Origin of the sequence: Nitratireductor sp. GISD-1A_MAKvit (genome assembly GCF_040819555.1) — a bacterium.
GTDB lineage: Bacteria > Pseudomonadota > Alphaproteobacteria > Rhizobiales > Rhizobiaceae > Nitratireductor.
In genome coordinates this window covers 3,795,951-3,820,939 of record NZ_CP161920.1, presented here as the reverse complement: position 1 = coordinate 3,820,939, position 24,989 = coordinate 3,795,951, and the positions used below count along the sequence as shown (strand labels likewise).

Here is a 24,989-nt window from a genome sequence, read left to right as displayed (position 1 = left end):
ACGGTTGGGATCGAGGAAACTTCTGTCACGCCGCCCTTATGCCTTGCCAATCGCTTTTGCCTTCTCTTGCTCAAACCACCAGAGCGATTCCACCGGAAAAAAGTAATCCGGCTTGTTGTCGCTGTACCCGAACATGTCCCAGTGAGCCACCCGGTGATTCGTCAGGTGCCAATTTGGAATCCAGTCGCGCCTTGCACGCAAGACCCTGTCCAGCACCTTCAGCGTTGTGGCAAGTTCGTCACGGGTTTTCGCCTTACCGGCAATCTCGATCAGTTCATCGACCACGGGGTCAACGGTGCCCGAATAATTGTAGGAGCCTTCCACACCTGCGGTGCGCGAGTGGAATATCTGCTCAAGCCCGTTGGCATCGGGGGTGGCGGTCAGGTCGATCGCCACGGGGATCATGTCGAAGTCGAAAGCATTCTGCCGACTCTGGTACTGTGAGGCATCGACCACGCGGGTGGAGGCATCAATGCCGATGGCCCGCAGGTTCTCGCCGAAGCTGGCATCCTGGCGCAGGAAGATTTCATCCCGCACCAGATATTCCAGTGTGAAGCGCGTGCCCTTCTCGTTGTGGAGAACACCATCGCGCGGCGTCCAGCCCGCTTCGGTCAAGAGCTCGCGCGCCCGACGCAGATTGTTACGGTCGCGTCCCGATCCGTCGGAGGCTGGCTGTTTCACCGCCTCTCCAAAGGCTGCTTCCGGCACATCGCTGCGCAAGCGGTCGAGCAGCGCCTGTTCTTCGGGTGAGGGTTCTCCCTCAGCCTTGTAGGGCGAGCGTTCGAAGAAGGAATGCGACCGCGTGTATGCGTCGTAGAAAAGGTTGCGGTTCGTCCATTCAAAGTCGAAGCACAGGCTGATGGCCTCGCGCACCCGCACATCCTTGAACTGCTCGCGCCGCTGGTTGAGCACGAGGCCGTAGAGCTGAGGGCGTTTTTCGCCGGGGATCTCCGTCCGAACCACGCGCCCATCGTGAATGGCAGGAAAATCGTACCCCGTTGCCCATATGCGCGACGTGAATTCCTGGCGCCAGTAGACATCGCCTTTCTTGAAAGCCTCAAAACCGGCATTGCGGTCGCGGTAGAAATCGATGCGGATCGTGTCGAAATGGTTGAACCCATTTGCGGGGCCAAGATCGCGCGCCCAGTAGTCTTCAACCCGCTCATATTCCACATAGCGGCCGGCCGAAAACCGGCCCACCTTGTAGGGACCTGAGCCGAGCACCGGGACGAGGCGGGAACTGTCGAAGCCGTTCTCCTCGACGAATGCCTTTGAGAAAATCGGGTAGCCGGCCACGGTGAGAATGTTGCGGCGTGACTGCTGCCCCGAAAACCGGAGATGGACCATGTCTGTGCCCTCGGCGGTGGCTTCGGTCATCTCGGAAAGGGGCAGTTGTAGCTGCGGGTGTCCCTTCTCCTGCAGGAGATTGTACGAAAATGCGACGTCTTCGGCGGTGACCGGCGACCCATCGTGAAAACGTGCCTCCGGACGCAGCTTGAAGGCAAACCCGTTGCGATCCTCGGAAAGTGTCACGCTCTCGGCCAGAAGCCCGTAGATCGCGTCAGGTTCGTCATAGGCCCGCACCATCAGCGAATCGAAGCATATCTCCATGCGCGGCGGCGCATCCCCGGTGCGCACGAAGGCGTTCAGCGTATTGAATGTCAGAACATTCTGGTTGAAATACCAGTACCCCGGCTGGAAATTGAACGTGCCACCCTTCGGCGCCTCGGGACAGGCATAGTCGAAATGGCTGAAGCCCCGAGCGTATTTGAGATCGCCAAATGCCGAGAGGCCGTGCAGTGGCGTGCCCGTCTCCACATCGGCAAACACCTCGCGCGGCAGAAGTGGTGCGGCGATTGCCGCCCCGGCAAGCGCTAGAAACTCGCGGCGCGGGAGCTCGAGAAGGCCGCTCAATTCTGGCTCCGGTACTTGGCTGCGAGCGCTTTCTCACGTTCCGGGTCGATCCACCAGGAATCGAGGTCAACACCTGCATATTCGGGCTGTTTCTCCGGCATGCCGAATTTATCCCAATAGGCAATACGTGTGTAGGGCGCGTGCCATTGCGGCACCCAGTAGTAATTCCACAGAAGCACGCGATCGAGCGCTCGGCTGGCGGCAACGAGTTCCTCACGCTCCTGCGCGTAGATGATTTTCTCAACGAGCGCATCCACGACGGGGCTCTTTACCCCGGCAAGGTTGCGCGTGCCGGGGGTGTCCGCCGCCTTGGATCCCCAATACTCGCGTTGCTCGTTCCCCGGTGAAAGCGAGTTGACGAAGATGCTCGCCACAGCGTCGAAATCGAAATTGCGGATGCGGTTCACATATTGCGACGGGTCGATGATGCGCAGCGAGACGTCGATACCGATCTTGCGCAACGCTGTCATATAAGGCCCTGTCGTGATCTCGTCCGTGGGGCTGTTGCCGAGAAACTCGATGGTGAACTGCTGGCCGGTGCCGTCGTTCGTCATCTTTCCACCCTTGATGCTCCAGCCCGCCTCGGAAAAGAGCTTGATGGCCTCGCGCAGATAGGTTCGTTCCGCCTGCGGATTGTCGTAGACCGGCAGCTTGAATTCCTCGGTGAACAGTGCAGGCGGAAGCTTGTCCTTGAACTCCTCGAGAATTTCCAGTTCACGCCCCTCAGGCAGGCCGGTGGCAGCAAGTTCGCTTCCTTCGAAATAGCTGTCCGTGCGGGTGTAGCTGTCGAAGAAGAGGGTCCGGTTCATGTCCTCGAAGTTGAAGGCAAGCGTGAGTGCTTCGCGAATGCGGCGATCCTGAAACTTCGGGCGGCGAGTGTTCAAAACGAACCCCTGCATGGGCTCGGCGCCGCCCGTCGGAAACTCCTTCTTGATGACATCACCGTCCCTGAACGCCGGGAACGTGTATTCCGTCGCCCAGCGGCGTGAGCGGTTCTCAACGCGGATGTCCTGAAGACCACCCTTGGTGAAGGCGAGCCATGCAGCGTTCTCATCCTGAATATAGGTGTATCGGCGGCGGTCGAAATTGTAGCGTCCGACATGCACAGGCAGATCGGCGGCCCAGTAATCTTCTACCCGTTTCCAAACGACCTCGGAGCCGGGTGTAAAGCTCTCGATCTTATAGGGACCGCTTCCCAGCGGCGGTTCGAGCGTGGGCTGGGTGAAATCGCGCTTTTTGCCCTCTGCGTCGGTTCCCTCCCACCAGTGTTTGGGCAGGACAGGCAGGTCGCCCATGATGTGGGGCAATTCCTTGTTGCCGGCCTGGTCGAAGCGAAATTCAACCTCGCGCTCCGACAGCGCCACCGCTTCCACGACACTCGAAAAATAACGTGTGTGCTGGGGGCTGTGCTTCTTGAGCATGTTCAAGGACCAGACCACGTCTTCCGCCGTGATAGGCTTTCCGTCATGCCAGCGCGCTTTGGGGTTGATGCGATAGGTGGCCGAAGAATTGTCATCGGGATGCTTGAAGGCTTCGGCGATCAGCGGATAGCTCGTGCTGGGTTCGGTGAGCGACTGCTGCATCAGCGTATCCCAGAGAAACCCTCCAAAGTAACTCAGCCCGGCTGCCCTTGTGCCTCGCACGATAAACGGGTTGAAGCTGTCGTAAGTCCCCAGCGCGACCGCATTCAGCGTTCCGCCCTTCGGAGCATCGGGGTTTACATAGTCATACCGCTCGAATGTGCCCTGTTCGCTTTCTGGGTGGATCAGCGACGAACTGGTGAGCCACTCGTCTTCTGCGCTTGCGGGGTGGCTGGCGAAGAGAAGCGCCGCGGCAAGGCAGGCCGCCCATGTTGCTCTTGCACCGATCACCCGCATGGCATTCTCCTTGTTTCTTTTTTCGTTCCCAGTCGAAGGGTAGACCATCCCCCGCTCATGGCAAGGGCAAACGGTCGTCTTGGCGACCACTTTCAGGCAACAAAAAAGCCGGTCGAAACCGGCTTTTTCAAGTTGGGTAAAATTAAATTTTCGTTAGTTGCCGGACGCTGCGTCCTCGGCCTGGCCTTCTTCGGCCTCACTATCGGCAGGGGCGGCTTCCTCAGTCGACGAAGCGTCTTCACCGCTCTCCGTCTCTTCCGGTGTGCTCTCACCTTCGGTTGCCGGTGCCGCTTCCTCAACCTCGGCCTCTTCCGCTGAGGCATCATCGCCACTCTCCGCTTCCGGCTCGGGAAGGGGGGCAGGCGTTGCAGCATGCTGGCGCAGATAAGCGATCAGATTGGCGCGGTCTTCGATCTTCTTGAGGCCGGCAAACGCCATGGCCGTTCCAGGCACCAGCCCTTTGGGGCTCGCGAGGAAGTGATCGAGATTCTCGTAGGTCCAGGTGACGCTGCCGCCCTCGGCAAATTCCTGAAGAGCCGCCGAGTAGCCGAAGCCCTCGTGCCCGGCTACGGGGCGATCCACGATCTCCCAGAGATTGGGGCCAACCTTGTTGGCGCCACCCTCATCCACGGTGTGACAGGCCTGACAGCGCTTGAAAATGTTCTCGCCCTTGCCTGCGTCGGCCGAGGCCAGCAGCGGCGCGATGGACTCCGGCTCTGCCGGTTCATCGGATGCGCCTGCGCCATCGTCCTCAGCCACCTCAATCGCATAGCCCGGTGTGGCTGGCGGTGGCGACGAGAAAATCGCGTCCGAAAGAATGCTGACCGAGAAGATTACGAAAACGACGCCGAGAAGAGCGCCGAGGATTTTGTTGAGTTCGAACGAGTTCATACGCCCTGAGGCTCCCTATTCCGGACGCTCGCGGCGGCGAGAAGAAAGAAACTTCAGCGCCAGTGTCCCCCGCGTTCGGCCGTTGCCGGTAAAATCGCGCGGAAACTAGGTCTTTTGCTCCGCGCATGCAACACATATAAGGCACTTACCAGTGAGACTTTTTGCCACTTTAGCGATTCAAAAGAGTTCCCGCCCTGATGTCCAGCCTCATCGTCATTCCAGCGCGCATGGCTTCCACGCGTTTGCCCGGCAAACCCATGGCGGATATCGCCGGCATGCCCATGATCGTTCAGGTGGCGCGCCGGGCTGCGGAGAGCGGAGCCGGCGTTGTGGCGGTCGCGACCGATTCGAAAGACGTGGCGGATGCGGTTGAGAATGCCGGCTTCAAAGCCGTCATGACCCGCGCCGACCACCAGTCCGGCTCGGATCGCATCTTCGAGGCACTGGGGACGATCGATCCCGATGGTCGCTTCGACAAGATCATCAATCTTCAGGGCGACCTGCCCACCATTGCCCCCGGGGACATTCGCGCCGTCACCGGCCCGCTGAACGACCCGCAGGTGGACATCGCCACGCTTGGCGTCGAAATCGTGGATGAGGCGGAAAAGTCCAACCCCAATGTGGTGAAGATCGTGGGCGCACCGCGAGAAGCCGACCCGGCCCGTCTGCGAGCCCTCTATTTCACCCGTGCCACGGCTCCTTGGGGCGAGGGGCCGCTCTATCATCATGTCGGCATCTATGCGTATCGTCGCGCAGCGCTTCAGCGCTTCGTGTCGCTTTCGCCGTCGGTTCTGGAAAAACGGGAGCGGCTTGAGCAATTGCGGGCGCTGGAGGCGGGCATGCGCATTGATGCACAGATCGTCGCCTCGGTACCGCTGGGTGTCGACACACCCGAAGATCTGGAAAAAGCCAGGCAGAGACTAGCATTGAACACGGACACATGATCATGGCAGCCAACACCAACAAGATTGCCTTTCAGGGCGAACCCGGTGCGAATTCGGATACGGCCTGCCGCAACATGTTTCCGGATATGGAGCCTCTACCGTGCGCCACGTTCGAAGACTGTTTCACCGTTGTCGAAACCGGCGCGGCCGATCTGGCGATGATCCCCATCGAGAACACGATTGCCGGGCGTGTGGCCGACATTCATCATCTTCTGCCGCGCTCCAAGCTGCACATCGTCGGTGAGTATTTCCTGCCGATCCACTTTCAGCTCATGGTGCTTCCCGGCGTAAAGGTCGAGGAAATCAAAACCGTTTACAGCCACATCCATGCGCTCGGTCAGTGCCGCAACATCATTCGCGAGAACCGCTGGAAGGGCACTGTCGCGGGAGACACTGCGGGTGCCGCGCGGCTTGTCGCCGAAATGGGTGAGCGCTCCAATGCCGCGCTGGCGCCACTGTTGGCCTCCGAGCTCTACGGTCTCGACATCGCGATGGAAAACGTCGAGGACACCGATAATAATGTCACGCGTTTCGTTGTCCTCTCAAGGGAGCAGAAATGGGCAGAGCGCAAGAGCCCCGACCAGTTGATGATGACCACCTTCATCTTCCGTGTGCGCAACGTGCCGGCCGCGCTCTACAAAACCATGGGCGGCTTCGCCACCAATGGCGTCAACATGACGAAGCTTGAAAGCTATCAGCTTGGCGGAAAATTCTTTTCCACCCTCTTTTATGCCGATGTGGAGGGGCATCCGGACGACCGCAATGTTGCACTGGCGCTCGAAGAACTTGGCTTCTTCTCAAGGGAAGTGCGCATTCTCGGCGTTTATGAAGGGCATTCTTTCCGCGCTACCCAGACCGAGGATGAAGACTAGCCGCTTCAAGGCAGGCGTCAGGGTGCGAGCACCCAGTCGCCGATAAGCCGGTTGGCAATCGCACCCGTTGGCGGAACGCGATAGCCATCGGGATGTCTGTCGTCCAGCATGAGCCGCACTTCATCGCGGGAAAACCAGCGACATTCCTCAAGCTCGTTCTCGTCCATGGTGATTGCTGCGCTCTCAGCCTTGCCATAACAGCCGATCATCAGCGAATAGGGAAACGGCCAGGGCTGGCTGGCATGATAGGCGACCGCGCCAACAGCGATGCCCGCCTCCTCGTGTGTTTCGCGACGAACCGCCGCCTCGATCGTCTCGCCGGGCTCCACAAAACCGGCAAGACAGGAAACCATGCCGGGCGCAAAATGCGGGCTGCGGCCCAGCAAACATTGATCGCCCCGCACGGCAAGCATGATCACCACCGGGTCGGTGCGCGGAAAATGATCGCGTTCGCAGGCCGGGCAGTGCCGCTTGTAGCCGCCGTCGCGCATCTCCGTCTCATGGCCGCAGCGCCCGCAGAAACGGTGGCTGTCGTGCCAGGCGAGCAGCGCCGCGCCCTGTGCCAGCGCCCCAAGCTCAGAGGGCTGCAGAAGCCCCTGCGTATAGATGGAGCGATAGTCGATCGCCTTGAAAGGCCCAGGCAGGGTTTCGATATCCGCCGCCGAAGGCACAGCAAGAACGGGTTTTTCTCCCTCATGGCCAAGCAGCACTGCCTGCCCGAGTGAGGGTGCAAAGTCGCGGGCGTCGTGCAGAGTGAAATAGGGATTGAACGCCTCGCCACCTTCAACGCGCAGAAAGAGCCGCCCCTGCGAGAAGAGGAGCAGGCGCGCGTCCGGGCTCGCGAGCGCTCGCTCGCTGGCATCGTCCGTGCGCGTTTCGGCCTGCCGGTCGATGCGGTTTCCCGAAAAGGCGACCCCTTGGCTAGCCTCGTCGCGTGCTGTGTCGAAGTATGGAAAGGTCATGAAAAGGCGTTCTACCGGGTTACAAAAATACTCAAAGCTTGCCGCGTATCGTCTCGGCGAACTGGTGCAGGTCTTCACGTCGATAAGGTTCACGCACGCCATGTCCCCAGATAGGCCCCCGGCCAGCCAGGGTCGCCTTCGTCGCGCGCCACCACATGAATGTGCAACTGGCGAACGACATTGCCGAGCGCGGCGCTGTTGATCTTGGTGCAGCCGGTTAGTTCTTTCAGCATCTGCGCAACCATATTGGTTTCAAAGCTCACCATCGCCTGATCGAGAGGCGTCAGGTCATGGATTTCTTCCACGCCGGGACGTTGCGGAATCAGAATGAGCCAGGGCCATCTTTTGTCATCGCAAAGGCGCAACTCACACAGGCCGAGCCACATCACATGCAGGCTTTCAGCCTCCAGCCGTGGATCGAGTTCGAATCCCTGTTTGGTGTCTGGCAGCATTGACTCTCCCCATAATGGTCATCAACGCTAGAGGCAGCCGTGGGCGCCTGCAAGCAAATGATTGGTTGATGACACGAAAGCACATCTGCGCCCCTTGCATTTGTTCTCGCAATTTCCGATATGGGGGCCGGGAGGTTGGTGGTGGACGCGCCACTCGCCAACCGGGTCAGGTCCGGAAGGAAGCAGCCCTAACGAGCCAGGCACGGGTCGCCGTGCCAGCCTCCCACCTTCTTCTTGCTTTCCTGGCCGCATTCATCGGATTTCAGCCTTGCCGTCCACATTGTCCATTGACGCAGAACCTTGTCCAAGGGGACACTGCCGGCGTCAGGACAAAACACGGAGCGCAAGAGGGCAATGACCGAGGCCGGCACCAAGACGAGCGACAAGGCCGGCGGCGCCTACCGGGTTCTGGCCCGCAAGTACCGTCCAAGTGATTTCACTGGACTGATCGGCCAGGAGCCGATGGTGCGCACGCTCACCAATGCGTTCAATGCCGGGCGCATCGCGCAGGCATGGATGCTGACGGGCGTGCGCGGTGTCGGCAAGACGACGACGGCGCGCATTCTCGCGCGCGCTCTCAATTACAAAACCGATTCCATAGACAGACCCACGGTCGACCTCTCCACGGAAGGCGAGCATTGTCGCGCCATCCTCGAAGGTCGGCATGTGGACGTGGTTGAGATGGATGCCGCTTCCCATACCGGCATCGACGACATACGCGACATCATCGACCAGGCCCGCTACGCACCGGTTTCCGCGCGCTACAAGGTCTTCATCATCGATGAGGTCCACATGCTCTCCAACCAGGCCTTCAACGGCCTGTTGAAGACGCTTGAGGAGCCGCCGCCGCATGTGAAGTTCATCTTCGCCACCACGGAAATCCGCAAGGTTCCCATCACCATCCTGTCGCGCTGCCAGCGTTTCGATCTGCGTCGCATCGATGCAGCGATGATCAAGGCCGATCTCGCCCGTATTGGCGGGCTCGAGGGCGTTGAGGCGGAGGACGAGGCTCTGGCCATGATCGCGCGTGCCTCCGAAGGGTCCATGCGCGACGCCCAGTCGATCTTCGATCAGGCGATTGCCCATTCCTCCGGCAAGGTCACGGCAGACACCGTGCGCGACATGCTCGGGTTGGCCGACAGAAGCCGCATCATCGGCCTGTTCGAAAATCTGATGAAGGGCGATGTGGCGGCTGCCCTTGCCGAATTCCGTGCGCAATACGATGTTGGCGCGGACCCGGCAACGGTGCTCAACGATCTTGCCGAGTTCAATCATCTGGTCACCCGTCTGCGTTTCGTACCCGAAGCAGCGCAGGACGCGGCCCTGTCCGAAGACGAACGTATGCGCGGCCTGGAGTTTTCCAAAACGCTCTCCGTGCGTGTTCTTTCCCGTACCTGGCAGATGCTGCTCAAGGGCATTCAGGAGGTGCAGTCTTCCGGCAGGCCCATGGCCGCCGGCGAAATGGTGCTGATCCGCATCGCCCATGCCGCCAGCCTTCCCACACTCGATGAGGCACTGAAGCGGCTGGATGATCTGCCGGCAGGTGCAGGCAATGGGCAAGCATCTTCACCGGGTGGGGTTTCTCCCTCGGGGAATGGCGGCGGTGGCGCCATGGCATCTGCCATTGCCACGCAGCAGGCTCCCGTGTCCGGTGGCGGGCAGACCATGCGCCTCGTTCAGCCCGACGCAGCGCCGGTGGCGATGCAGCAGCCGGCTACGATGCCCGTGGAGGCGGATGCCGTTCCGCTCAACTCGCTTGAGGACATCGCCAAACTCGCCGATGCGAAGCGCGACATGGCCTTCAAGGTTCTTCTCAAGCGGTGTGTCCGTCTTGTCTCGATTGAGCCGGGTCGCCTCGACATCAGCCTCACCGAGGATGCGCCCAAGACCGTGATGGGCGATCTCACCAATCGGCTGAAGGACTGGACCGGCCGTCGCTGGATCGTCTCGCTGTCGAGCGAGGCTGGTGGGCCGACCCTTGCCGAGCAGGAAGAGGGACGCCGCGAGAGCGCGATGGCCGATGCAAAGGCCGATCCGGCGGTGGCTGCCATTCTGCAGGCCTTTCCCGGAGCGAAGATCATCGACATCCGCATTCCGGATGCGACCGATCCCGATACCGTCGAAGAAGCAACCGACACCATGGTGCCGGTCGATCCCGACGATGATGACGACGACGATTTTTGAATGAACTGGAGATCAAGATGCGCGATCTGATGGGCCTTATGGGCAAGGCCAAGGAGATGCAGGCCAAGTTTCAGGCCATGCAGGAAGAAATGGCCGAGATGGAAATCGAAGGTCAGGCCGGCGGCGGTACCGTCAAGGTGACGTTGAGCGGCAAATCGGAGATGAAGGCTTTGAAAATCGACCCGTCGCTCTTCAAGGAAGACGACGTGGAGATCCTCGAAGACCTGATCCTCGCTGCACACAATGATGCAAAGACGAAGCTCGAAGCGGCCATTCAGGAAAAGACTCAGGAGATGACGGCCGGCCTGCCGATCCCTCCCGGCATGAAACTGCCGTTCTAGCAGCAAGAGTGGCCGGCCTCGGCTTGGCCATGTGTGGGCGGAGCAGTCATGTCAAAATCCATTGCCGGACCCGAAATCGAGCGTCTCATCCAGCTCCTTGCGCGTGTGCCGGGGCTTGGCCCGCGCTCGGCCCGGCGGGCCGCATTGCATCTGATCAAGAAGAAGGATCAGCTCCTCGCCCCGCTCACGGCGGCCATGGCCGAGGCGGTCGACAGGGTGCGGGTCTGCTCAACCTGTGGCAATGTCGACACCAGCGATCCGTGCACCATGTGCACCGATCCGCGTCGCGATGGCAGCACGATCATCGTGGTGGAAGACGTGTCCGATCTCTGGGCGCTGGAGCGCGCCGGCGCCATGAATGCGCGCTACCACGTTCTTGGAGGCACGCTCTCGCCGCTTGATGGTGTGGGGCCTGATGATCTCAACATCAAGGGGCTGACCAGTCGTGTCGCCGAAGGCGGCGTCTCGGAGCTGATCCTCGCCGTCAACGCCACGGTCGAGGGCCAGACCACGGCCCACTATATCACCGATCAGCTTGCCGGGATGGAGGTGAAGGTCACGCGCCTTGCACATGGCGTTCCGGTGGGCGGCGAGCTCGACTATCTGGACGAGGGAACGCTGTCGGCAGCCCTCAAATCGCGCACAAGCTTTTAGAGCAATTCCAGGAAAAGTGGGAACCGGTTTTCCGTCCGGAATTGCGTAAAAACAAAGAGATAGAGCATCTACGCGACTCGGGGAAAAGCGGAAATGCTCTAGATATGGGAGAAATGCCATGAGATACCGCAAGACAAGCCGCCTCATGGCCTTTCTTTTCCTCTGCTTCATCGCCATTCCTGCGTCGGCTCAATCCATTGAGGCTCAGTTTCGCAATTGGTTGACCAACGATCTCTGGCCAGAGGCGCAGCGCCGCGGCATTTCTTCCGCCACCTTCAACGCGGCCTTTGCAAATGTTTCCCCCAATCTGAAACTGCCCGACCTCGTTCTTCCAGGACAGAGCAAGCCACGCAGCGATAAGCAGCATCAGGCCGAGTTCCGCGCTCCATCCGCCTATTTCAAACATATTGGCGGCGTTGTTTCGGGAGGTCGCTCCCGCGCCGGCCAGCTCGCAGGTGTCCTATCTTCCATCGAGAAACGATACGGCGTTTCGCGCGGCATCGTGCTCGCCATCTGGGGGCGCGAATCCGGCTTCGGTCGCGCAAAAATCCCCTATGACGCCTTTGAGGTGCTTGGAACCAAGGCTTTCCTCGCAACCCGCCGGGAAATGTTCCGGGAAGAGGTTCTGTCGGCACTCGAAATGGTGGAGCGCCGTGGCGTCTCGCCGCGTGCCATGCGCTCTTCCTGGGCGGGTGCGATGGGCCAGCCGCAGTTCATGCCCAGTTCCTATCTGAAATACGCCGTCGATGGAGATGGCAACGGCACCGCCGATATCTGGAACTCGCAGGCCGACACTTTGGCCTCCATCGCCAACTACCTGGCCCAGCATGGCTGGGTGCGCGGTCGCGACTGGGGTTTTGAGGTTACCGTCCCGCAATCCGTGTCCTGCGCTCTCGAAGGGCCGGATCGCGGCAAGCGCATAGCAGACTGGCAGGCGCTCGGAATCCGCCGGGTTGGCGGAAAGGCGTTTCCCGAGCACGAGTTGAGAGGCGAGGGGTATCTCATGATGCCCGCTGGCCGCTACGGCCCGGCCTTCAACGTCACACCGAATTTCTACCGACTCAAGGATTACAATGAGAGCGATCTCTACGCGCTGTTCGTCGGCCATGCGGGTGATCGCATCATGTATGGAAACAGCGCGTTTGCAGCATCCTGGCAGCGTGTCGGTGGTTTCAGCCGGGGTCAGGTCGCTGCCATGCAGCGCGGTCTCGAAAAGCTCGGCTATGATGTCGGGGGCGCTGACGGCCTCGTCGGTTTCAAGACCCGTCGTTCCATTGGCGATTGGCAGCAGAAAAACGGTGTCACGCCCACCTGCTTCCCTGCCGACGGTGTGATTCGCGCCCTGAAGTAGGAAATTTTCATTTTATTAGCCGATTAATTGAGGTCACGTGCATTTTTCAATGCTGGCGTGTTCGCAAAAATCGAATACGCTGCCCTGGGGATGAAATGTTGGCGTGCTGGTTTGCACTGAAAGAAGAGAGGGCAGCTTCATGTTTATTGGAAAGATACTAACCCGCGCATGCGTTCTGGTCGGGGCGGCGGGGATTCTTGCCGGTTGTACTGTGGTCGTGGAAGAAGGGTCAAACCGGCCGCGCCCGCCCCGTCCGGATCGTCCGCAGATATGCACGATGGAATACAAACCGGTCTGCGCGCGTAAAAGCGGGGAACGGCGCACGTTTTCCAATGCATGCAGCGCGCGCGCAGCCGGCTTCCGCGTTGTGAACCAGGGACGTTGCCGCCCGCAGTCGAATCGTCCGGACCGGCCGCAGATCTGCACGCGTGAATACCGTCCGGTGTGCGCCCGCAAGGGTGGCCAGCGCCGATCGTTTGGAAATGCCTGTTCTGCCCGCGCAGCCGGCTTCAGAATCGTCCGCCCCGGCCGTTGCTGATCGCGCTCAGCCGCGTCGCTTCTCCAGAAAGTTCAGGAGTGAGCGGCCGGCATCGAGAATGTGCGCTCGGGTGAGACGAGAGGCCTCATCCGCAGCGCCATCCTCACAGGCTTTGAAAATTTTGAGATGCTCGTCATGAGCGCGCTTCTGGCCGCCCGTCAGGCTAAGCTGCGCGCGCAGATATCGGTCCACCCGGTCGAGTGACGTTCGGATGATCTGAAGATGATAGGGGCGATCGGCCGTCTCATAGAGACAGTAGTGGAAATTCCGGTTCGCCTCACCAAGCCGGGCGGGTTCCGTTTCCGCTGAAAATGCTTCCAGATGGGTTCGGGCCGTTTTCAGATGCAGGGGTGTGAGACGCGGCACCGCAAGCCGGATCACCTCGCTCTCCAGAAGTGCACGAAAGTCGAATATCTCGCTGATTTCGGAAGCGGAGAGTGCTGCTACCACGGTGCCCTTGTAGCGCTGTGTGGTTACAAGCCCATCCTGTTCCAGTCGCTGTAGCGCCTCACGAACGGGTATGCGGCTCGTGTTGAACATTCGGGCGATGTGATCCTGGCGAAGATGCTCGCCTTCGGAGAGTTCGCCTTCCACAATCGCTTTTCGCAAAGCCTCGAACACCAGATCGGTCGCAGATGCTGTCTGTCTTACATCAATGCTTTTCAGCTTCATGTCCTGCCTCGACCCGTCCTTGCGAGCTTACTCCATGGTGCACTGCCATATCGACCGCGCCAACCTTTTCCTGTGTCTTTGCACCAGCTTGTGGCGGTTGTCCTGATAATTATGATTGTATATTGGATCCAATATGAGTTAAACATGCGCCGGCGGTTTTGTCGGCACCGCAGGATCGGTTGGGTTCTCCAGCAGTTTCATCCTCGTGACTGGCGACAAAAGATGGCGGTCTGACACAGAGACGGGGCGGGACGTGTGTTTCATGCGCAAATGACAGGCTGGCATAATGAAGCATCGCATGACTGGCCCACCGTGACTGGTCTAGGGTCTGGCAGAGCAGAAACTTTCCAATTCGGGATATTCAGATAATGGCGACAAGCGAAGCACGCACCTATCATTTCAAGAACCACATTGCCGGCGAGTGGATCGAGGGCGACAGCCAGGTTGAAAACATCAACCCGTCCGACACGCGCGATGTCGTTGGCCTTGCGGCGCGTTCTGGCGCAGCCGACCTCGACCGAGCCATCGACGCCGCTCATGATGCAGCACCGGGCTGGGCGCGGTCCACGCCACAGCAGCGCTTCGATGTGCTTGACGCTGTCGGCAATGAGATCATTGCCCGCAAGGACGAGCTTGGCCATCTCCTCTCCCGCGAGGAAGGCAAGACACTGGCCGAAGGCATCGGCGAAGTGGTGCGCGCCGGTCAGGTGTTCAAGTTCTTCGCAGGAGAGGCCGTGCGCCTGCCGGGCGAGCGCCTTGATTCCATCCGCCCCGGCGTCGAGGTGGACATGCGCCGCGAGCCCATGGGCGTTATCGGCATGATCACCCCGTGGAACTTCCCCATTGCCATCCCGGCGTGGAAAATCGCCCCGGCGCTCGCCTATGGCAATGCGGTTGTGCTGAAGCCGGCAGAGCTGGTTCCGGGCTCGGCCTGGGCGCTGGCGGAAATCCTTTCCCGCTCCGGCCTGCCCGAGGGCGTCTTCAACATGGTCGCCGGTCGCGGCTCCGAGCTCGGCCCGCGCATGATCGAAAACCCGAAGGTCCGGGCCATCTCCTTCACCGGCTCCGTGCCAACCGGACGCGGCATTGCTGCAGCCTGTGGCGAGCATCTGAAGAAGGTCCAGCTCGAAATGGGCGGCAAGAACCCGCTCGTGGTTCTGGACGATGCCGACCTCGATGTGGCGGTCGGTGCCGCACTCAACGGCGCATTCTTCTCCACCGGCCAGCGTTGCACGGCTTCAAGCCGGCTTGTTGTGACGGAGGGCATTCACGACCGTTTCGTTTCCGCACTGACTGAACAGCTCAAGTCCCTCGTCGTCGGCGATGCGCTCGACCCCAAGACCCAGATGGGGCCGGTGGTCGATGAAAAACAGCTCGAACAGAACCTCTCCTATGTGGAGATCGCTGGACAGGAAGGCGGAAAGCTCGCCATCGGCGGAGAGCGGCTGACACTGGAGAAACCCGGCTTCTACATGGCGCCAGCACTCTTCACCGAGACCAGCAACGACATGCGCATCAATCGCGAAGAGGTTTTCGGCCCTGTCGCCAGCGTCATCCGCGTCAAGGATTACGAGGAGGCACTCAGTGTCGCCAACGACACAAGCTTTGGTCTTTCCTCGGGCATCTGCACCACTTCGCTCAAATATGCGAGCGACTTCAAGCAGAAGTCGGAGGCCGGCATGGTCATGGTCAACCTGCCGACCGCCGGTGTTGACTACAACGTGCCTTTCGGCGGCACGAAGGGCTCGAGCTTCGGTTCGCGCGAGCAGGGGCGCTATGCCGTCGAGTTCTACACGACGGTGAAGACGGCCTACACGCAGCCCTGATCGCAAGGAGGGAAGGGATGGGCAAAGCCCGGGCGGAAGATCGAGCCGATGTCGCCATCATAGGTGGCGGCATCATCGGCATCGCCACCGCATTCCGGCTGGCGCAGGAAGGCCGGAAGGTCACGCTCATCGAGCGCGATGCTCCGGCCAATGCCGCAAGCCGGGGCAATGCCGGTGCCTTTGCTTTCCCGGCCATCCTCCCGCTCGCGTCGCCCGGCATTCTCTTCAAGGCGCCCAAATGGCTGTTCGATCCGCTGGGGCCGCTCTCCATTCCGCCGGCGGAGTTCCCAAAGGTTCTGCCCTGGCTTCTGCGCTTCTTCCGCGCCTCCATGCCAGACCGCATCGAGGCCAGCACGGCGGCGCAGGCGGCGCTGAACAGGCTCTCTGAAGCTGAGACCGCGACCCTCACGAAAGAAGCGGACCTCGATCATCTGGTTCGCCATGATGGCGCTCTGGAGCTCTATGAGAGCGAGGCCGCATGGCGCGCCTCGCTGAAGAGCTGGGAGCGTTGCGAAAAGGCCGGCGTCGAGATCGAGCACGTGGAAGGCGCGCGCCTTGCCGAATTGCAGCCGGGCCTCTCGCCGAGGCTGGTGAGGGGCGTGTTCCTGCCGCAGTGGAAAACGGTCAGCGACCCGCGCGACTATGCGCTTGCCCTGCTGGAAGCCGTCCGGGCGCGTGGCGTCGAGCTGATCAAAGGCACGGTCTCGCACATGCATCCGGATGCCGAAGGCGTCTGCATCACGCTTGAGGACAGCCGCAGGCTCATGGCCGGCCATGCGGTTCTCGCCGCCGGGCCGTGGTCGAGCAGGCTCACCGCCGCACTCGGGAAGAAACTGCCTGTCACGCCTGAGCGCGGCTACAACACCACGCTGCCACCCGGCAGTTTCGATCTGAAACGTCAGGTCATCTTCCCCGCGCATGGGTTTGTCGTCACGCCGCTTGCCACCGGCATCCGTGTGGGCGGCGCGTCCGAGCTTGCCGGCTTCGATGCCCCGGTCAATTTCAGGCGCGCCCGGCATATGCTCGACAAGGCTGCCGGCTTCCTGCCGGGGCTGAAACGCGAAGGCGGCACGGAGTGGATGGGTTCGCGCCCCTCAATGCCCGATTCACTTCCCGTCATCGGTCGCGCCCCGTCCAGCCCGCGCATTCTCCATGCCTTCGGCCACGGTCATCTGGGGCTCACCCAGTCGGCGGCCACGGCGCGGCTCATCACTGATCTGATCCTTGATCGAAATCCACCCATCGACATATCGCCCTTCCGGCCCGACCGGTTTTGACAGGAAAACACCATGGCGGTCAGCACTTTCACCTGTATCGACGGACACACCTGCGGAAACCCCGTGCGGGTCGTGGCCGGTGGCGGTCCGCAGCTCCAGGGCTCCACAATGCTGGAGCGTCGCGCGCACTTCCTCGCCGAGTATGACTGGATCCGCACCGGCCTGATGTTCGAGCCGCGCGGCCACGACATGATGTCCGGCTCCATCCTCTATCCGCCCACGCGGGAGGATTGCGATATCGGCATCCTCTTCATCGAAACGTCCGGCTGCCTGCCCATGTGCGGGCATGGCACCATCGGCACCATCACCATCGGCATCGAGAATGGCCTCATCCGTCCGCGCGAGCCCGGTGTGGTGCGCCTCGATACGCCGGCGGGTCTCGTCGTCGCGGAATATGAGCAGAACGACCGTTTTGTCGAAAAGGTGCGCCTCACCAATGTGCCTGCCTTCGTGCATTCCACCGGGCTGACCGCAGAGGTCGAGGGGCTGGGCGAAATCACGGTCGATGTCGCCTATGGCGGCAATTTCTACGCCATCGTCGAGCCGCAGGCGGCCTTCGAGGATATGGCAAATCATACGGCGGGCGAGCTCATCGGCTGGAGCCCGAAACTGCGCGCAGCCCTCAACGCGAAATACGATTTCGTCCATCCAGAAAAGCCCGACATCAGGGGGTTGAGCCACATTCTGTGGACCGGCCGTCCCATGCAGCCGCAAGCGCATGCCCGCAATGCGGTGTTTTATGGAGACAAGGCGATCGACCGCTCGCCCTGTGGTACGGGCACCTCCGCCCGCATGGCGCACTGGCATGCCAGGGGGCTTTTGAAACCCGGCGATGATTTCGTCCATGAAAGCATCATTGGTTCCATGTTCGAGGGCCGTGTGGAGGCCGAAACGCAAATTGCCGGCAAACCCGCCATCGTGCCTTCGGTCGCCGGCTGGGCGCGCGTCACGGGCTACAATACGATCATGATCGACGACCGCGATCCTTATGCCCACGGCTTTGTTGTCGTCTAAAGCAATTCCAGGAAAAGTGGGTACCGGTTTTCCGTCCGGAATTGCGTAAAACAACAAGACAGAAAGCAATTCCAGGAAAAGTGGAAAAGCCCTGAGGAGAGACCATGAAAATCACAGCTATCCGCGCCTATCAGGTCGATCTGCCGCTGAAGGAAGGCCGCTATTCCTGGTCGAACGGAAATTTTGTCGAGGTCTTCGATTCCACCGTCGTTGCCATCGAGACGGATGAAGGCCTTACCGGCTATGCCGAATGCTGCCCGCTGGGTTCGGCCTATCTGCCGTCCTATGCGCGCGGCGTGCGGGCCGGGCTTGAGGAAATCGCACCAACGCTGATCGGCCTCGACCCCACCAATCTCGGTCTCGTCAATCGCACCATGGATGCGGCACTCAACGGGCATCCCTATGTAAAGGCTCCGCTCGACATTGCGTGCTGGGATCTTCTCGGCAAGGCGAGCGGCTTGCCACTCGTCACGCTTCTTGGCGGCAGCGCGCAGGATGAAGTGCGCCTCTACCGCGCCATTTCGCAGGAAGATCCGGAGCAGATGGCGAAGAAGATTGCCGGTTACAAGGCCGAGGGCTACACCAAGTTCCAGCTCAAGGTCGGCGGCAATGCGGATGACGACATTGCCCGCATCCGCGCCTGCCGCGATATCCTCGACGATACGGACATTCTCGTTGCCGACGCCAACACCGGCTGGACCCGCCATGAAGCGGCACGTGTGGTCGATGCGGTGGCCGATCTCGATGTCTATATCGAGCAGCCATGCCCCACTTATGATGAATGCCTGTCGATCCGCCGGCGCACGGCAAAGCCTTTCGTCATGGATGAAAACATCACCGGTCTCGATACGCTCGTGCGCGGTCTGGCCGACGATGCTTTCGACGTCATCAACCTGAAAATCTCCAAGGTCGGCGGTCTGTCGAAGGCGCGCACCATGCGCGATGTCTGCGTGGCACACGGCATTCCCATGACCATTGAAGACACGTGGGGCGGCGACATCGTCACCGCCGCGATTGCCCATCTGGCACAGTCGACGCCGTCCGATTTCGTCTTCTCGGCAACGGATTTCAATTCCTATGGCACCAAAACCATCGCCGCCAACGCGCCGAAACGCGTCAATGGCGGCATGAAGGCGCCCTCAGGACCGGGGCTTGGCATCGAGCCCGATTTCGAGGCGCTCGGCGCGCCGGTTCTTTCGTTTGGTGAAGGAGTTTGATCCGTGCGTTCCAGCCGAGCCATTCACATCGTCTCCTGCCATGCCGAGGGCGAGGTGGGCGACGTCATTGTCGGTGGCGTCCTGCCGCCGCCGGGCGATACGCTGTGGGAGCAGCGCAATTTCATCGCCAGCGACGGCAAGCTGCGCAACTTTGTGCTCAATGAGCCGCGCGGCGGCGTCTTCCGCCATGTCAATCTACTCGTCCCGCCGAAAAACCCCGCAGCGGATATGGGCTTTATCATCATGGAGCCGGAAGACACGCCGCCCATGTCGGGTTCCAACTCCATCTGCGTCGCCACAGTGCTCCTCGACACGGGCATCGTGCCCATGACCGAGCCCGAGACGAAAATCGTACTGGAAGCGCCGGGCGGTCTCGTTCACGTGGTCGCCGAATGCCGCAATGGCAAGGCCGAGCGTATCCGCGTCACCAATGTGCCCTCCTTCGCCGACCGTCTGGACGCGCCTCTCGAGGTTGCGGGTCTCGGCACGCTGACGGTCGATACCGCCTATGGCGGCGACAGTTTCGTCATCGCCGATGCCGCCGCCCTCGGCTTCTCCGTCACGCCCGATGAAGCCCGCGATCTGGCCGAAACCGGGGCAAAGATCACACGGGCTGCCAATGAGCAGCTTGGCTTCTCCCATCCTGAAAATCCGGAATGGGATCACATCTCCTTCTGCCAGCTCGCCCTGCCGGTGGAAAAAACGGCCGATGGTCTCATGGGGCGCAACACGGTGGTCATCCGTCCGGCAAAGCTCGACCGCTCGCCCACCGGCACCGGCTGTTCCGCCCGCATGGCCGTGCTACACGCACGAGGCCACATGAAACCGGGCGACCGTTTCACGGGTGTGTCCGTGCTCGGCTCGCGTTTCGAGTGCCGCATTGCGGGAGAAACCCGCGCAGGCAATAAGCCGGCTATCATTCCGGAGATCGCTGGCCGTGGCTGGGTCACAGGCACGCACCAATTGATGCTCGACCCTGCCGATCCATGGCCCGAGGGATATCGAATTTCCGACACCTGGGTCGATATTTAAGATTTTAGGAAAAATTTACCCTGTTGCTCGAATGTGGCTGAAGCGCCTCATTCCTCGGAACAAATCCCCGTCTGACGGTTTAACTCACCGAGTGCGATTTAAAACGATTGGGCAAGGACAATGACGCAGCACAGCAAACGACAGGAGCGCCGGAGCGATGCAAGTCGCGCTGACACTGCGCGCAGTGTCAGACAGCGTCTTGGCCACCCCGAAAATACGCGGTTTCTCAACAGAATGCCGCATTTCTCGCTGGATGCCGAGATGCCGGAAGAGTTTCACGACCTTCTGGGCAAGCTTGACGAGGCAGAGCGCCGCGCCGGCTGATCCACTTCACGCATAATCCGTGAATCAAAACAGGGACGGGGCCTGAGCCGCACCGTCCCTGTTTTCAAATCCGATAGCCAGGTCAAGCCTGGGCGACAGCCCTTAGGCTGCGCGGCGCTTCTTCGGCAGAAGGCCTTCGCGCTGGGCCTGCTTGCGGGCCAGCTTGCGTGCACGACGGACAGCTTCGGCACGCTGGCGTGCGCGCTTTTCCGACGGCTTTTCATAAGAACGGCGGGATTTCATCTCCCGGAAAACACCCTCGCGCTGCATCTTCTTCTTGAGCACTTTAAGGGCCTGATCGACATTGTTGTCGCGAACGATAACCTGCAATGGACTTCCTTCTTCAGTTGGCGTTTCAATGGTTGAGCGTGGCCAGTGCGCTTAAAAGCGCGAAGAGCAGCTCTCGGTCAATCTTATTCTACATCGGTGCAAGGGCCTGGCATCAGCCGGCGCAAAGATGCAAAGGCGCCCAAGCTTAAGGGCGACTCAAGATGGAGCGCACCATAACAGAAGTTGTGCGGAATGCACCCCTTGGCTCTCATATAGGCCGAAATCCTGACATTTCGAGATGAAATGCCGCAGAAGGGCCTCCAGCCCCCGCATTTTTGGCATAATTCCTGGAAATTCAGGCAGAAACACGCCGCCAGGCATAGGATCCGGGCGCGGCGGCCGCCTTCGCTGCAGGCTGATAGTAAAGCGGAATGCCCGCTTCCTTTCCGGCCTCAAGCTGGCTGATCGTGTACGGGTTGACGATCTCCAGCGTTGAGAACCCCACCCGGAACATATGCGCGACCTGGTCGATCAGCACGTCGCCGGTTGCCCGGATTTCCCCACGATACCCGTGGCGGGTGCGCAGGAGTTCCGCCTTTGAATAGCTGCGCCCATCGTTGAAGGCGGGGAAAGCAAGCGCCACCAGCGGCAGATGTCTGAGATGCGGCAACAGCGCGTCGAGCGCATCGCCCGGCTGAAGCTCGACGCCAATACGCTCCGCAGCACCTTCGCGCGTCTCATCATCGAGTTCGAGAAAAACCGCGAGCGGCAGGATCACATACCCGCCCTCTTTGAGCGCGGCGGCATCCTCGGCCCTGTGCCAGCGGTTTTCGCGGAAGCCTTCGGGAGACCAGAGGCGGATGTCTGATGTGCTCATGAAAAAACTCCTATCCCGAAGCCGAAGGAAGCGCAGCTTCAAGGCCGGGCAGATGAATGCCGCATTCTGTCTTCGCCTGTCCGACCCAGCGGCCGGAGCGCGCGTCTTCGCCGGGCTTGACCGGGCTCGTGCAGGGGAAGCAGCCGATCGACAGATAGCCGAAAGCCACAAGCGGGTTCTGGCGCAGATCGTGCCGGCGCATATAGTCGGCCTGATCCTCGGTCGTCCACCGTGCCAGCGGATTGACGCGGATGCGCGGGCCGACGGCCTCGAACACCGGCATTTCCGCCCGTGTCGAGGCCTGCCCGCGCTTGCGCCCGGTAAACCACGCGCGATAGGGAGCGACGGCGCGGGCCATGGGCTCCACCTTGCGGATCGCGCAGCAGCGCTCCGTATCGCTCCGGTGCAGAATGCCGTCGGGATCGTCAGCATTGAGCGCATCATCGAGCGGCTTCACGATCACAATGTTGGTAAGACCCAGATCTGCCGCAAGCTGGTCGCGATATTGCAGCGTCTCGCCAAAGTGCTGGCCGGTGTCGAGAAACGTGATCGGCAGGCCAGGCTCCGCTTCGGCGATCAAATGCAGAAGAGCCGCCGAATCCGCCCCGAACGAGGATGTTGCCGAAATGCCCCCGGCACCTTCAAACAGATCGATTGCCACGGCAATGATCTCTTCCGCCGGCAGATGCCCGTAGCGCAGGTTCAGCGCATCCGCGAGTTCGGTCGCACCGCCATTTGCGGCGAAATCGCGATCAAGCTGCCTTGGCTTCGTGGCCATAAAGGGCCTCCTTGAATGGTGCGGGGCCAAGCCTGCGATAGGCGTCGAGAAAGCTCTCTTCGCGGCTTTCACGTTGCGCCAGATAGGTGTCGACAATGGTCTCGACCGCATCCGTGATTTCATCGGGTGCAAAGCCGCGCCCGATGATCTCGCCAATGGTCGAGCCTTCGCGCGCCGAACCGCCAAGGGTAACCTGATAAAGCTCGGCGCCCTTCTTCTCGACGCCCAGAATGCCGATATGGCCCACATGGTGATGCCCGCAGGCATTGATGCAGCCGGAAATCTTGATCTGCAAATCGCCGATTTCGTCCTGCCGGGTCTGAGAGGCAAACCGTTCAGAAATCTCCTGCGCCACCGGAATGGAGCGGGCATTGGCAAGCGCGCAGTAATCGAGCCCGGGGCAGGCGATGATGTCGGTGATGAGGCCGGCATTGGACGTTGCCAGCCCGATCTCCACAAGGGCGGCATGCACTGCCGGCAGGTCGGCCCGCGCCACATGCGGCAGGATCAGGTTCTGTTCATGGCTGACGCGGATTTCGTCATTGCCATACTGCTCTGCAAGGTCGGCAATCGCGTCCATCTGTGCGTCGGTCGCATCGCCCGGCACCTCGCCGATCCCCTTCAGCGATACGGTCACGCAGGCATAGTCGGGGTTGCGGTGCGTATGCGCATTGCGGCGCAGCCAGTCGGCAAAACCCGGATCGGCCTTCACAGCCCTGCTCACCGCCGCGTCGCCTTCCGGACGCGCCTTCAGCTTCGGCGGCGCGAAATAGGTTTCGATGGCGCGGATGTCGGCCTCGGGCAGTTTCAGCTCGCTTTCGCGGAGCTCGTCGAACTCCTTTTCCACCTGCGCCTTCAGCTCTTCCGTGCCGGTCTCGTGCACGAGGATCTTGATCCGGGCCTTGTATTTGTTGTCGCGGCGTCCGCTCAGATTGTAGACACGCAGGATCGCCGTCACATAGGAGAGCAGGTCCTGTTCGGGCAGGAAATCGCGGATCTTCTTGGCCACCATGGGGGTGCGGCCGAGACCGCCGCCGACAAAGACGGCAAAGCCGAGCTCGCCTCTGTCGTTCTTTTTCAAATGCAGGCCGATATCGTGCACTTCGATGGCCGCGCGGTCGCGCGCAGCACCCGTCACGGCAATCTTGAACTTGCGCGGCAGATACGAAAACTCCGGATGCAGCGATGACCATTGCCGCAGGATTTCCGCATAGGGGCGGGGGTCCGCCACTTCGTCCGCCGCCGCCCCGGCAAAATGGTCTGCTGTCACATTGCGTATGCAGTTGCCGGAGGTCTGGATGGCATGCATCTCCACCTCGGCCAGCTCTTCCAGAATGCGCGGAATGTCGACCAGCTTCGGCCAGTGAAACTGCAGGTTCTGCCGCGTGGTGAAGTGCCCATAGCCCTTGTCATAGGTGCGCGCGATATGGGCGAGCTTGCGCATCTGGCGCGGCGAGAGGGAGCCATAGGGGATGGCGATCCGCAGCATATAGGCGTGTAGCTGAAGATAGACGCCGTTCATCAGCCGGAGCGGCTTGAACTGATCCTCCGTCAGTTCGCCTGACAGGCGACGCGCCACCTGGTCGGTGAACTCCGCAACGCGGGCTTTCACGAAGGCTTGGTCGAATTCGTCGTAACGATACATGAAACGTGACCTGGCTTTATGCGGCGTGCTGCGCGGCGACCCGCGCCTGCTTGCCGATCTCTGGATGAATGGAGGGCCCGCCGGCGCGGATGCGTTCGCGCAGGCGTTTGGGGAAGACGCGGCCGTCGACGAGCTCCACATCGACCAGCGAAACGTCGATCACGATGTTGGCAGCCAGCGCCAGTTTGCCAGCAGCGGCAATGCGCGCTTCATCCTCGGCATCCTTGGCCACATGGGCGGCATCGATCGTGTCCACCCAGCGCTCGCCGGCCCCCAGCCATACGGTTTCGCCATCGGTCAGGCGATTGGCGGCTACAATCTTCATCAGGCGCGCTCCAGCTGGTGTTTGTAAGTCGCGAGCGCTTCCGAGCGCCCAAAATTCGCGCCGGCCACGGCATCGCCGATCAGCGTCATCACGGGGCCGGTCAGTTCACTGCGGTCGGCAAGCGAAGGCAGGTCATTCAGCGTTCCATGCAGGAGCCGCCTGTCATCGCGGCTGGCATTCTCGATCACGGCCACCGCCGTGTCCGGCGAGAGGCCGGCCTCGACAAGACGCCCGGCCACATCTGCAGCCACGGAGCGCCCCATATAGACGGCGATGGTCGCACCGGAGACGGCGAGGCTCGCCCAGTCGGGCAGGGTGCGGCCTTTCAAATCGTGTCCTGTGGTGAACACGATGGAGGAGGCAATGCCGCGAAGCGTCAGTGGCAGCTCGAAATCGGCGGCAGCGGCGAAAGCGGCGGTCACGCCCGGCACAACTTCATAGGACACGTCCGCTTCCCGGAGTGCCGCCATCTCCTCGCCCGCGCGCCCGAAGATCAGCGGATCGCCGGATTTCAGCCGAACAACGCGCTTGCCCGCGCGCCCCAGCGTCGCGAGCAGATCGTTGATCTCTTCCTGGCTCTTGGAGTGGCAGCCCTTGCGTTTGCCGACGGAGATGCGCTCGGCATCGCGTCGGCCCCATGGCGACCACGGCCTCCGGCACCAGCGCATCGTAAACGATGACATCGGCTTCCATGAGCAAGCGCTGGGCGCGCAGCGTCAGAAGGTCTTCCGCACCCGGGCCTGCGCCCACCA

At 61.1% G+C, this 24,989-nt stretch carries 22 protein-coding genes, 1 other RNA gene and 2 pseudogenes; 13 read left to right on the top strand and 12 right to left on the bottom strand.

The window, feature by feature from the left end:
- Positions 1 to 36: 36 nt before the first annotated feature.
- The 3 genes from AB2N04_RS19665 to AB2N04_RS19655 form a co-directional block, all read right to left on the bottom strand.
- Positions 37 to 1,914: an extracellular solute-binding protein gene (locus AB2N04_RS19665; RefSeq protein ID WP_367716454.1), complete on the bottom strand. Its 1,878-nt coding sequence runs from the start codon at positions 1,912 to 1,914 to the stop codon at positions 37 to 39.
- Positions 1,911 to 3,791 (bottom strand): extracellular solute-binding protein, encoded by a 1,881-nt coding sequence (locus AB2N04_RS19660; RefSeq protein WP_367716453.1) that lies wholly within the window; start codon positions 3,789 to 3,791, stop codon positions 1,911 to 1,913. The genes AB2N04_RS19665 and AB2N04_RS19660 overlap by 4 nt, the downstream gene beginning before the upstream one ends.
- A gap of 153 nt (positions 3,792 to 3,944) precedes the next feature.
- Entirely contained in the window at positions 3,945 to 4,682 is a 738-nt protein-coding gene (locus AB2N04_RS19655) for a cytochrome c family protein (protein WP_367716451.1), read from the bottom strand.
- A gap of 197 nt (positions 4,683 to 4,879) precedes the next feature.
- Here AB2N04_RS19655 and AB2N04_RS19650 point away from each other — a divergent pair, with 197 nt between their 5' ends.
- On the top strand, positions 4,880 to 5,626 hold the full coding sequence (locus AB2N04_RS19650; protein ID WP_367716450.1) for a 3-deoxy-manno-octulosonate cytidylyltransferase: 747 nt from the start codon (positions 4,880 to 4,882) through the stop codon (positions 5,624 to 5,626).
- A 2-nt stretch (positions 5,627 to 5,628) separates the two neighbouring features.
- Entirely contained in the window at positions 5,629 to 6,498 is an 870-nt protein-coding gene (locus AB2N04_RS19645) for a prephenate dehydratase (protein WP_367716448.1), read from the top strand.
- A 17-nt stretch (positions 6,499 to 6,515) separates the two neighbouring features.
- Here the strand turns inward: AB2N04_RS19645 and nudC are convergent, their stop codons facing one another.
- Both nudC and AB2N04_RS19635 read right to left on the bottom strand, forming a co-directional pair.
- Entirely contained in the window at positions 6,516 to 7,460 is a 945-nt protein-coding gene (nudC, locus tag AB2N04_RS19640; RefSeq protein WP_367716447.1) for an NAD(+) diphosphatase, read from the bottom strand.
- A 31-nt stretch (positions 7,461 to 7,491) separates the two neighbouring features.
- Positions 7,492 to 7,912 (bottom strand): annotated as a pseudogene (locus AB2N04_RS19635) (HIT domain-containing protein).
- Positions 7,913 to 8,042: 130 nt separating this feature from the next.
- Between AB2N04_RS19635 and ffs the strand changes: the two are divergent.
- The 5 genes from ffs (at position 8,043) to AB2N04_RS19610 (ending at position 12,442) form a co-directional block, all read left to right on the top strand.
- Positions 8,043 to 8,139, top strand: an RNA gene (gene ffs, locus AB2N04_RS19630) — signal recognition particle sRNA small type.
- A gap of 127 nt (positions 8,140 to 8,266) precedes the next feature.
- Positions 8,267 to 10,096, top strand: coding sequence for a DNA polymerase III subunit gamma/tau (locus AB2N04_RS19625; RefSeq protein WP_367716446.1), 1,830 nt, complete (start codon positions 8,267 to 8,269; stop codon positions 10,094 to 10,096).
- Between the two features lie 17 nt (positions 10,097 to 10,113).
- Positions 10,114 to 10,437 (top strand): YbaB/EbfC family nucleoid-associated protein, encoded by a 324-nt coding sequence (locus tag AB2N04_RS19620; RefSeq protein WP_229450204.1) that lies wholly within the window; start codon positions 10,114 to 10,116, stop codon positions 10,435 to 10,437.
- Positions 10,438 to 10,485: 48 nt separating this feature from the next.
- Entirely contained in the window at positions 10,486 to 11,091 is a 606-nt protein-coding gene (recR, locus tag AB2N04_RS19615) for a recombination mediator RecR (RefSeq protein ID WP_367716444.1), read from the top strand.
- Positions 11,092 to 11,236: 145 nt separating this feature from the next.
- Positions 11,237 to 12,442, top strand: coding sequence for a lytic murein transglycosylase (locus AB2N04_RS19610; RefSeq protein WP_367718865.1), 1,206 nt, complete (start codon positions 11,237 to 11,239; stop codon positions 12,440 to 12,442).
- A gap of 544 nt (positions 12,443 to 12,986) precedes the next feature.
- Here the strand turns inward: AB2N04_RS19610 and AB2N04_RS19605 are convergent.
- A complete protein-coding gene (locus AB2N04_RS19605; RefSeq protein WP_367716443.1) occupies positions 12,987 to 13,652 on the bottom strand; it encodes a GntR family transcriptional regulator in 666 nt (221 codons plus the stop codon).
- 368 nt (positions 13,653 to 14,020) lie between these two features.
- Between AB2N04_RS19605 and AB2N04_RS19600 the strand changes: the two genes are divergently transcribed.
- The 6 genes from AB2N04_RS19600 (at position 14,021) to AB2N04_RS19575 (ending at position 20,342) form a co-directional block, all read left to right on the top strand.
- A complete protein-coding gene (locus AB2N04_RS19600) occupies positions 14,021 to 15,478 on the top strand; it encodes an aldehyde dehydrogenase family protein (RefSeq protein ID WP_367716442.1) in 1,458 nt (485 codons plus the stop codon).
- Between the two features lie 17 nt (positions 15,479 to 15,495).
- Complete coding sequence (locus AB2N04_RS19595; RefSeq protein ID WP_367716441.1) at positions 15,496 to 16,755, top strand: NAD(P)/FAD-dependent oxidoreductase; 1,260 nt, start codon at positions 15,496 to 15,498, stop codon at positions 16,753 to 16,755.
- A 12-nt stretch (positions 16,756 to 16,767) separates the two neighbouring features.
- Complete coding sequence (locus AB2N04_RS19590; RefSeq protein ID WP_367716440.1) at positions 16,768 to 17,769, top strand: 4-hydroxyproline epimerase; 1,002 nt, start codon at positions 16,768 to 16,770, stop codon at positions 17,767 to 17,769.
- Positions 17,770 to 17,873: 104 nt separating this feature from the next.
- On the top strand, positions 17,874 to 18,986 hold the full coding sequence (locus AB2N04_RS19585; protein WP_367716439.1) for a cis-3-hydroxy-L-proline dehydratase: 1,113 nt from the start codon (positions 17,874 to 17,876) through the stop codon (positions 18,984 to 18,986).
- A gap of 3 nt (positions 18,987 to 18,989) precedes the next feature.
- Positions 18,990 to 20,018 carry a proline racemase family protein gene (locus AB2N04_RS19580; RefSeq protein ID WP_367716438.1) on the top strand — a complete coding sequence of 343 codons (1,029 nt, stop codon included), beginning with the start codon at positions 18,990 to 18,992 and terminating at the stop codon, positions 20,016 to 20,018.
- 120 nt (positions 20,019 to 20,138) lie between these two features.
- Positions 20,139 to 20,342: a hypothetical protein gene (locus AB2N04_RS19575; protein WP_367716437.1), complete on the top strand. Its 204-nt coding sequence runs from the start codon at positions 20,139 to 20,141 to the stop codon at positions 20,340 to 20,342.
- A gap of 102 nt (positions 20,343 to 20,444) precedes the next feature.
- Here AB2N04_RS19575 and rpsU read toward each other — a convergent pair whose 3' ends face one another.
- From rpsU to cobA, 6 genes and pseudogenes are all read right to left on the bottom strand, one after another.
- Positions 20,445 to 20,672: a 30S ribosomal protein S21 gene (gene rpsU, locus AB2N04_RS19570; protein WP_007010888.1), complete on the bottom strand. Its 228-nt coding sequence runs from the start codon at positions 20,670 to 20,672 to the stop codon at positions 20,445 to 20,447.
- A gap of 295 nt (positions 20,673 to 20,967) precedes the next feature.
- Positions 20,968 to 21,489, bottom strand: coding sequence for a DUF934 domain-containing protein (locus AB2N04_RS19565; protein ID WP_367716436.1), 522 nt, complete (start codon positions 21,487 to 21,489; stop codon positions 20,968 to 20,970).
- Positions 21,490 to 21,499: 10 nt separating this feature from the next.
- Positions 21,500 to 22,267: a phosphoadenylyl-sulfate reductase gene (locus tag AB2N04_RS19560; protein WP_367716435.1), complete on the bottom strand. Its 768-nt coding sequence runs from the start codon at positions 22,265 to 22,267 to the stop codon at positions 21,500 to 21,502.
- Positions 22,242 to 23,912: a nitrite/sulfite reductase gene (locus AB2N04_RS19555; RefSeq protein WP_367716433.1), complete on the bottom strand. Its 1,671-nt coding sequence runs from the start codon at positions 23,910 to 23,912 to the stop codon at positions 22,242 to 22,244. The genes AB2N04_RS19560 and AB2N04_RS19555 overlap by 26 nt, the downstream gene beginning before the upstream one ends.
- 16 nt (positions 23,913 to 23,928) lie before the next feature.
- Entirely contained in the window at positions 23,929 to 24,237 is a 309-nt protein-coding gene (locus tag AB2N04_RS19550; protein WP_367716432.1) for a DUF2849 domain-containing protein, read from the bottom strand.
- A pseudogene (gene cobA / locus AB2N04_RS19545) lies at positions 24,237 to 24,987 on the bottom strand (uroporphyrinogen-III C-methyltransferase). Before cobA ends, AB2N04_RS19550 begins: the two are co-directional and overlap by 1 nt.
- Positions 24,988 to 24,989 lie beyond the last annotated feature (2 nt).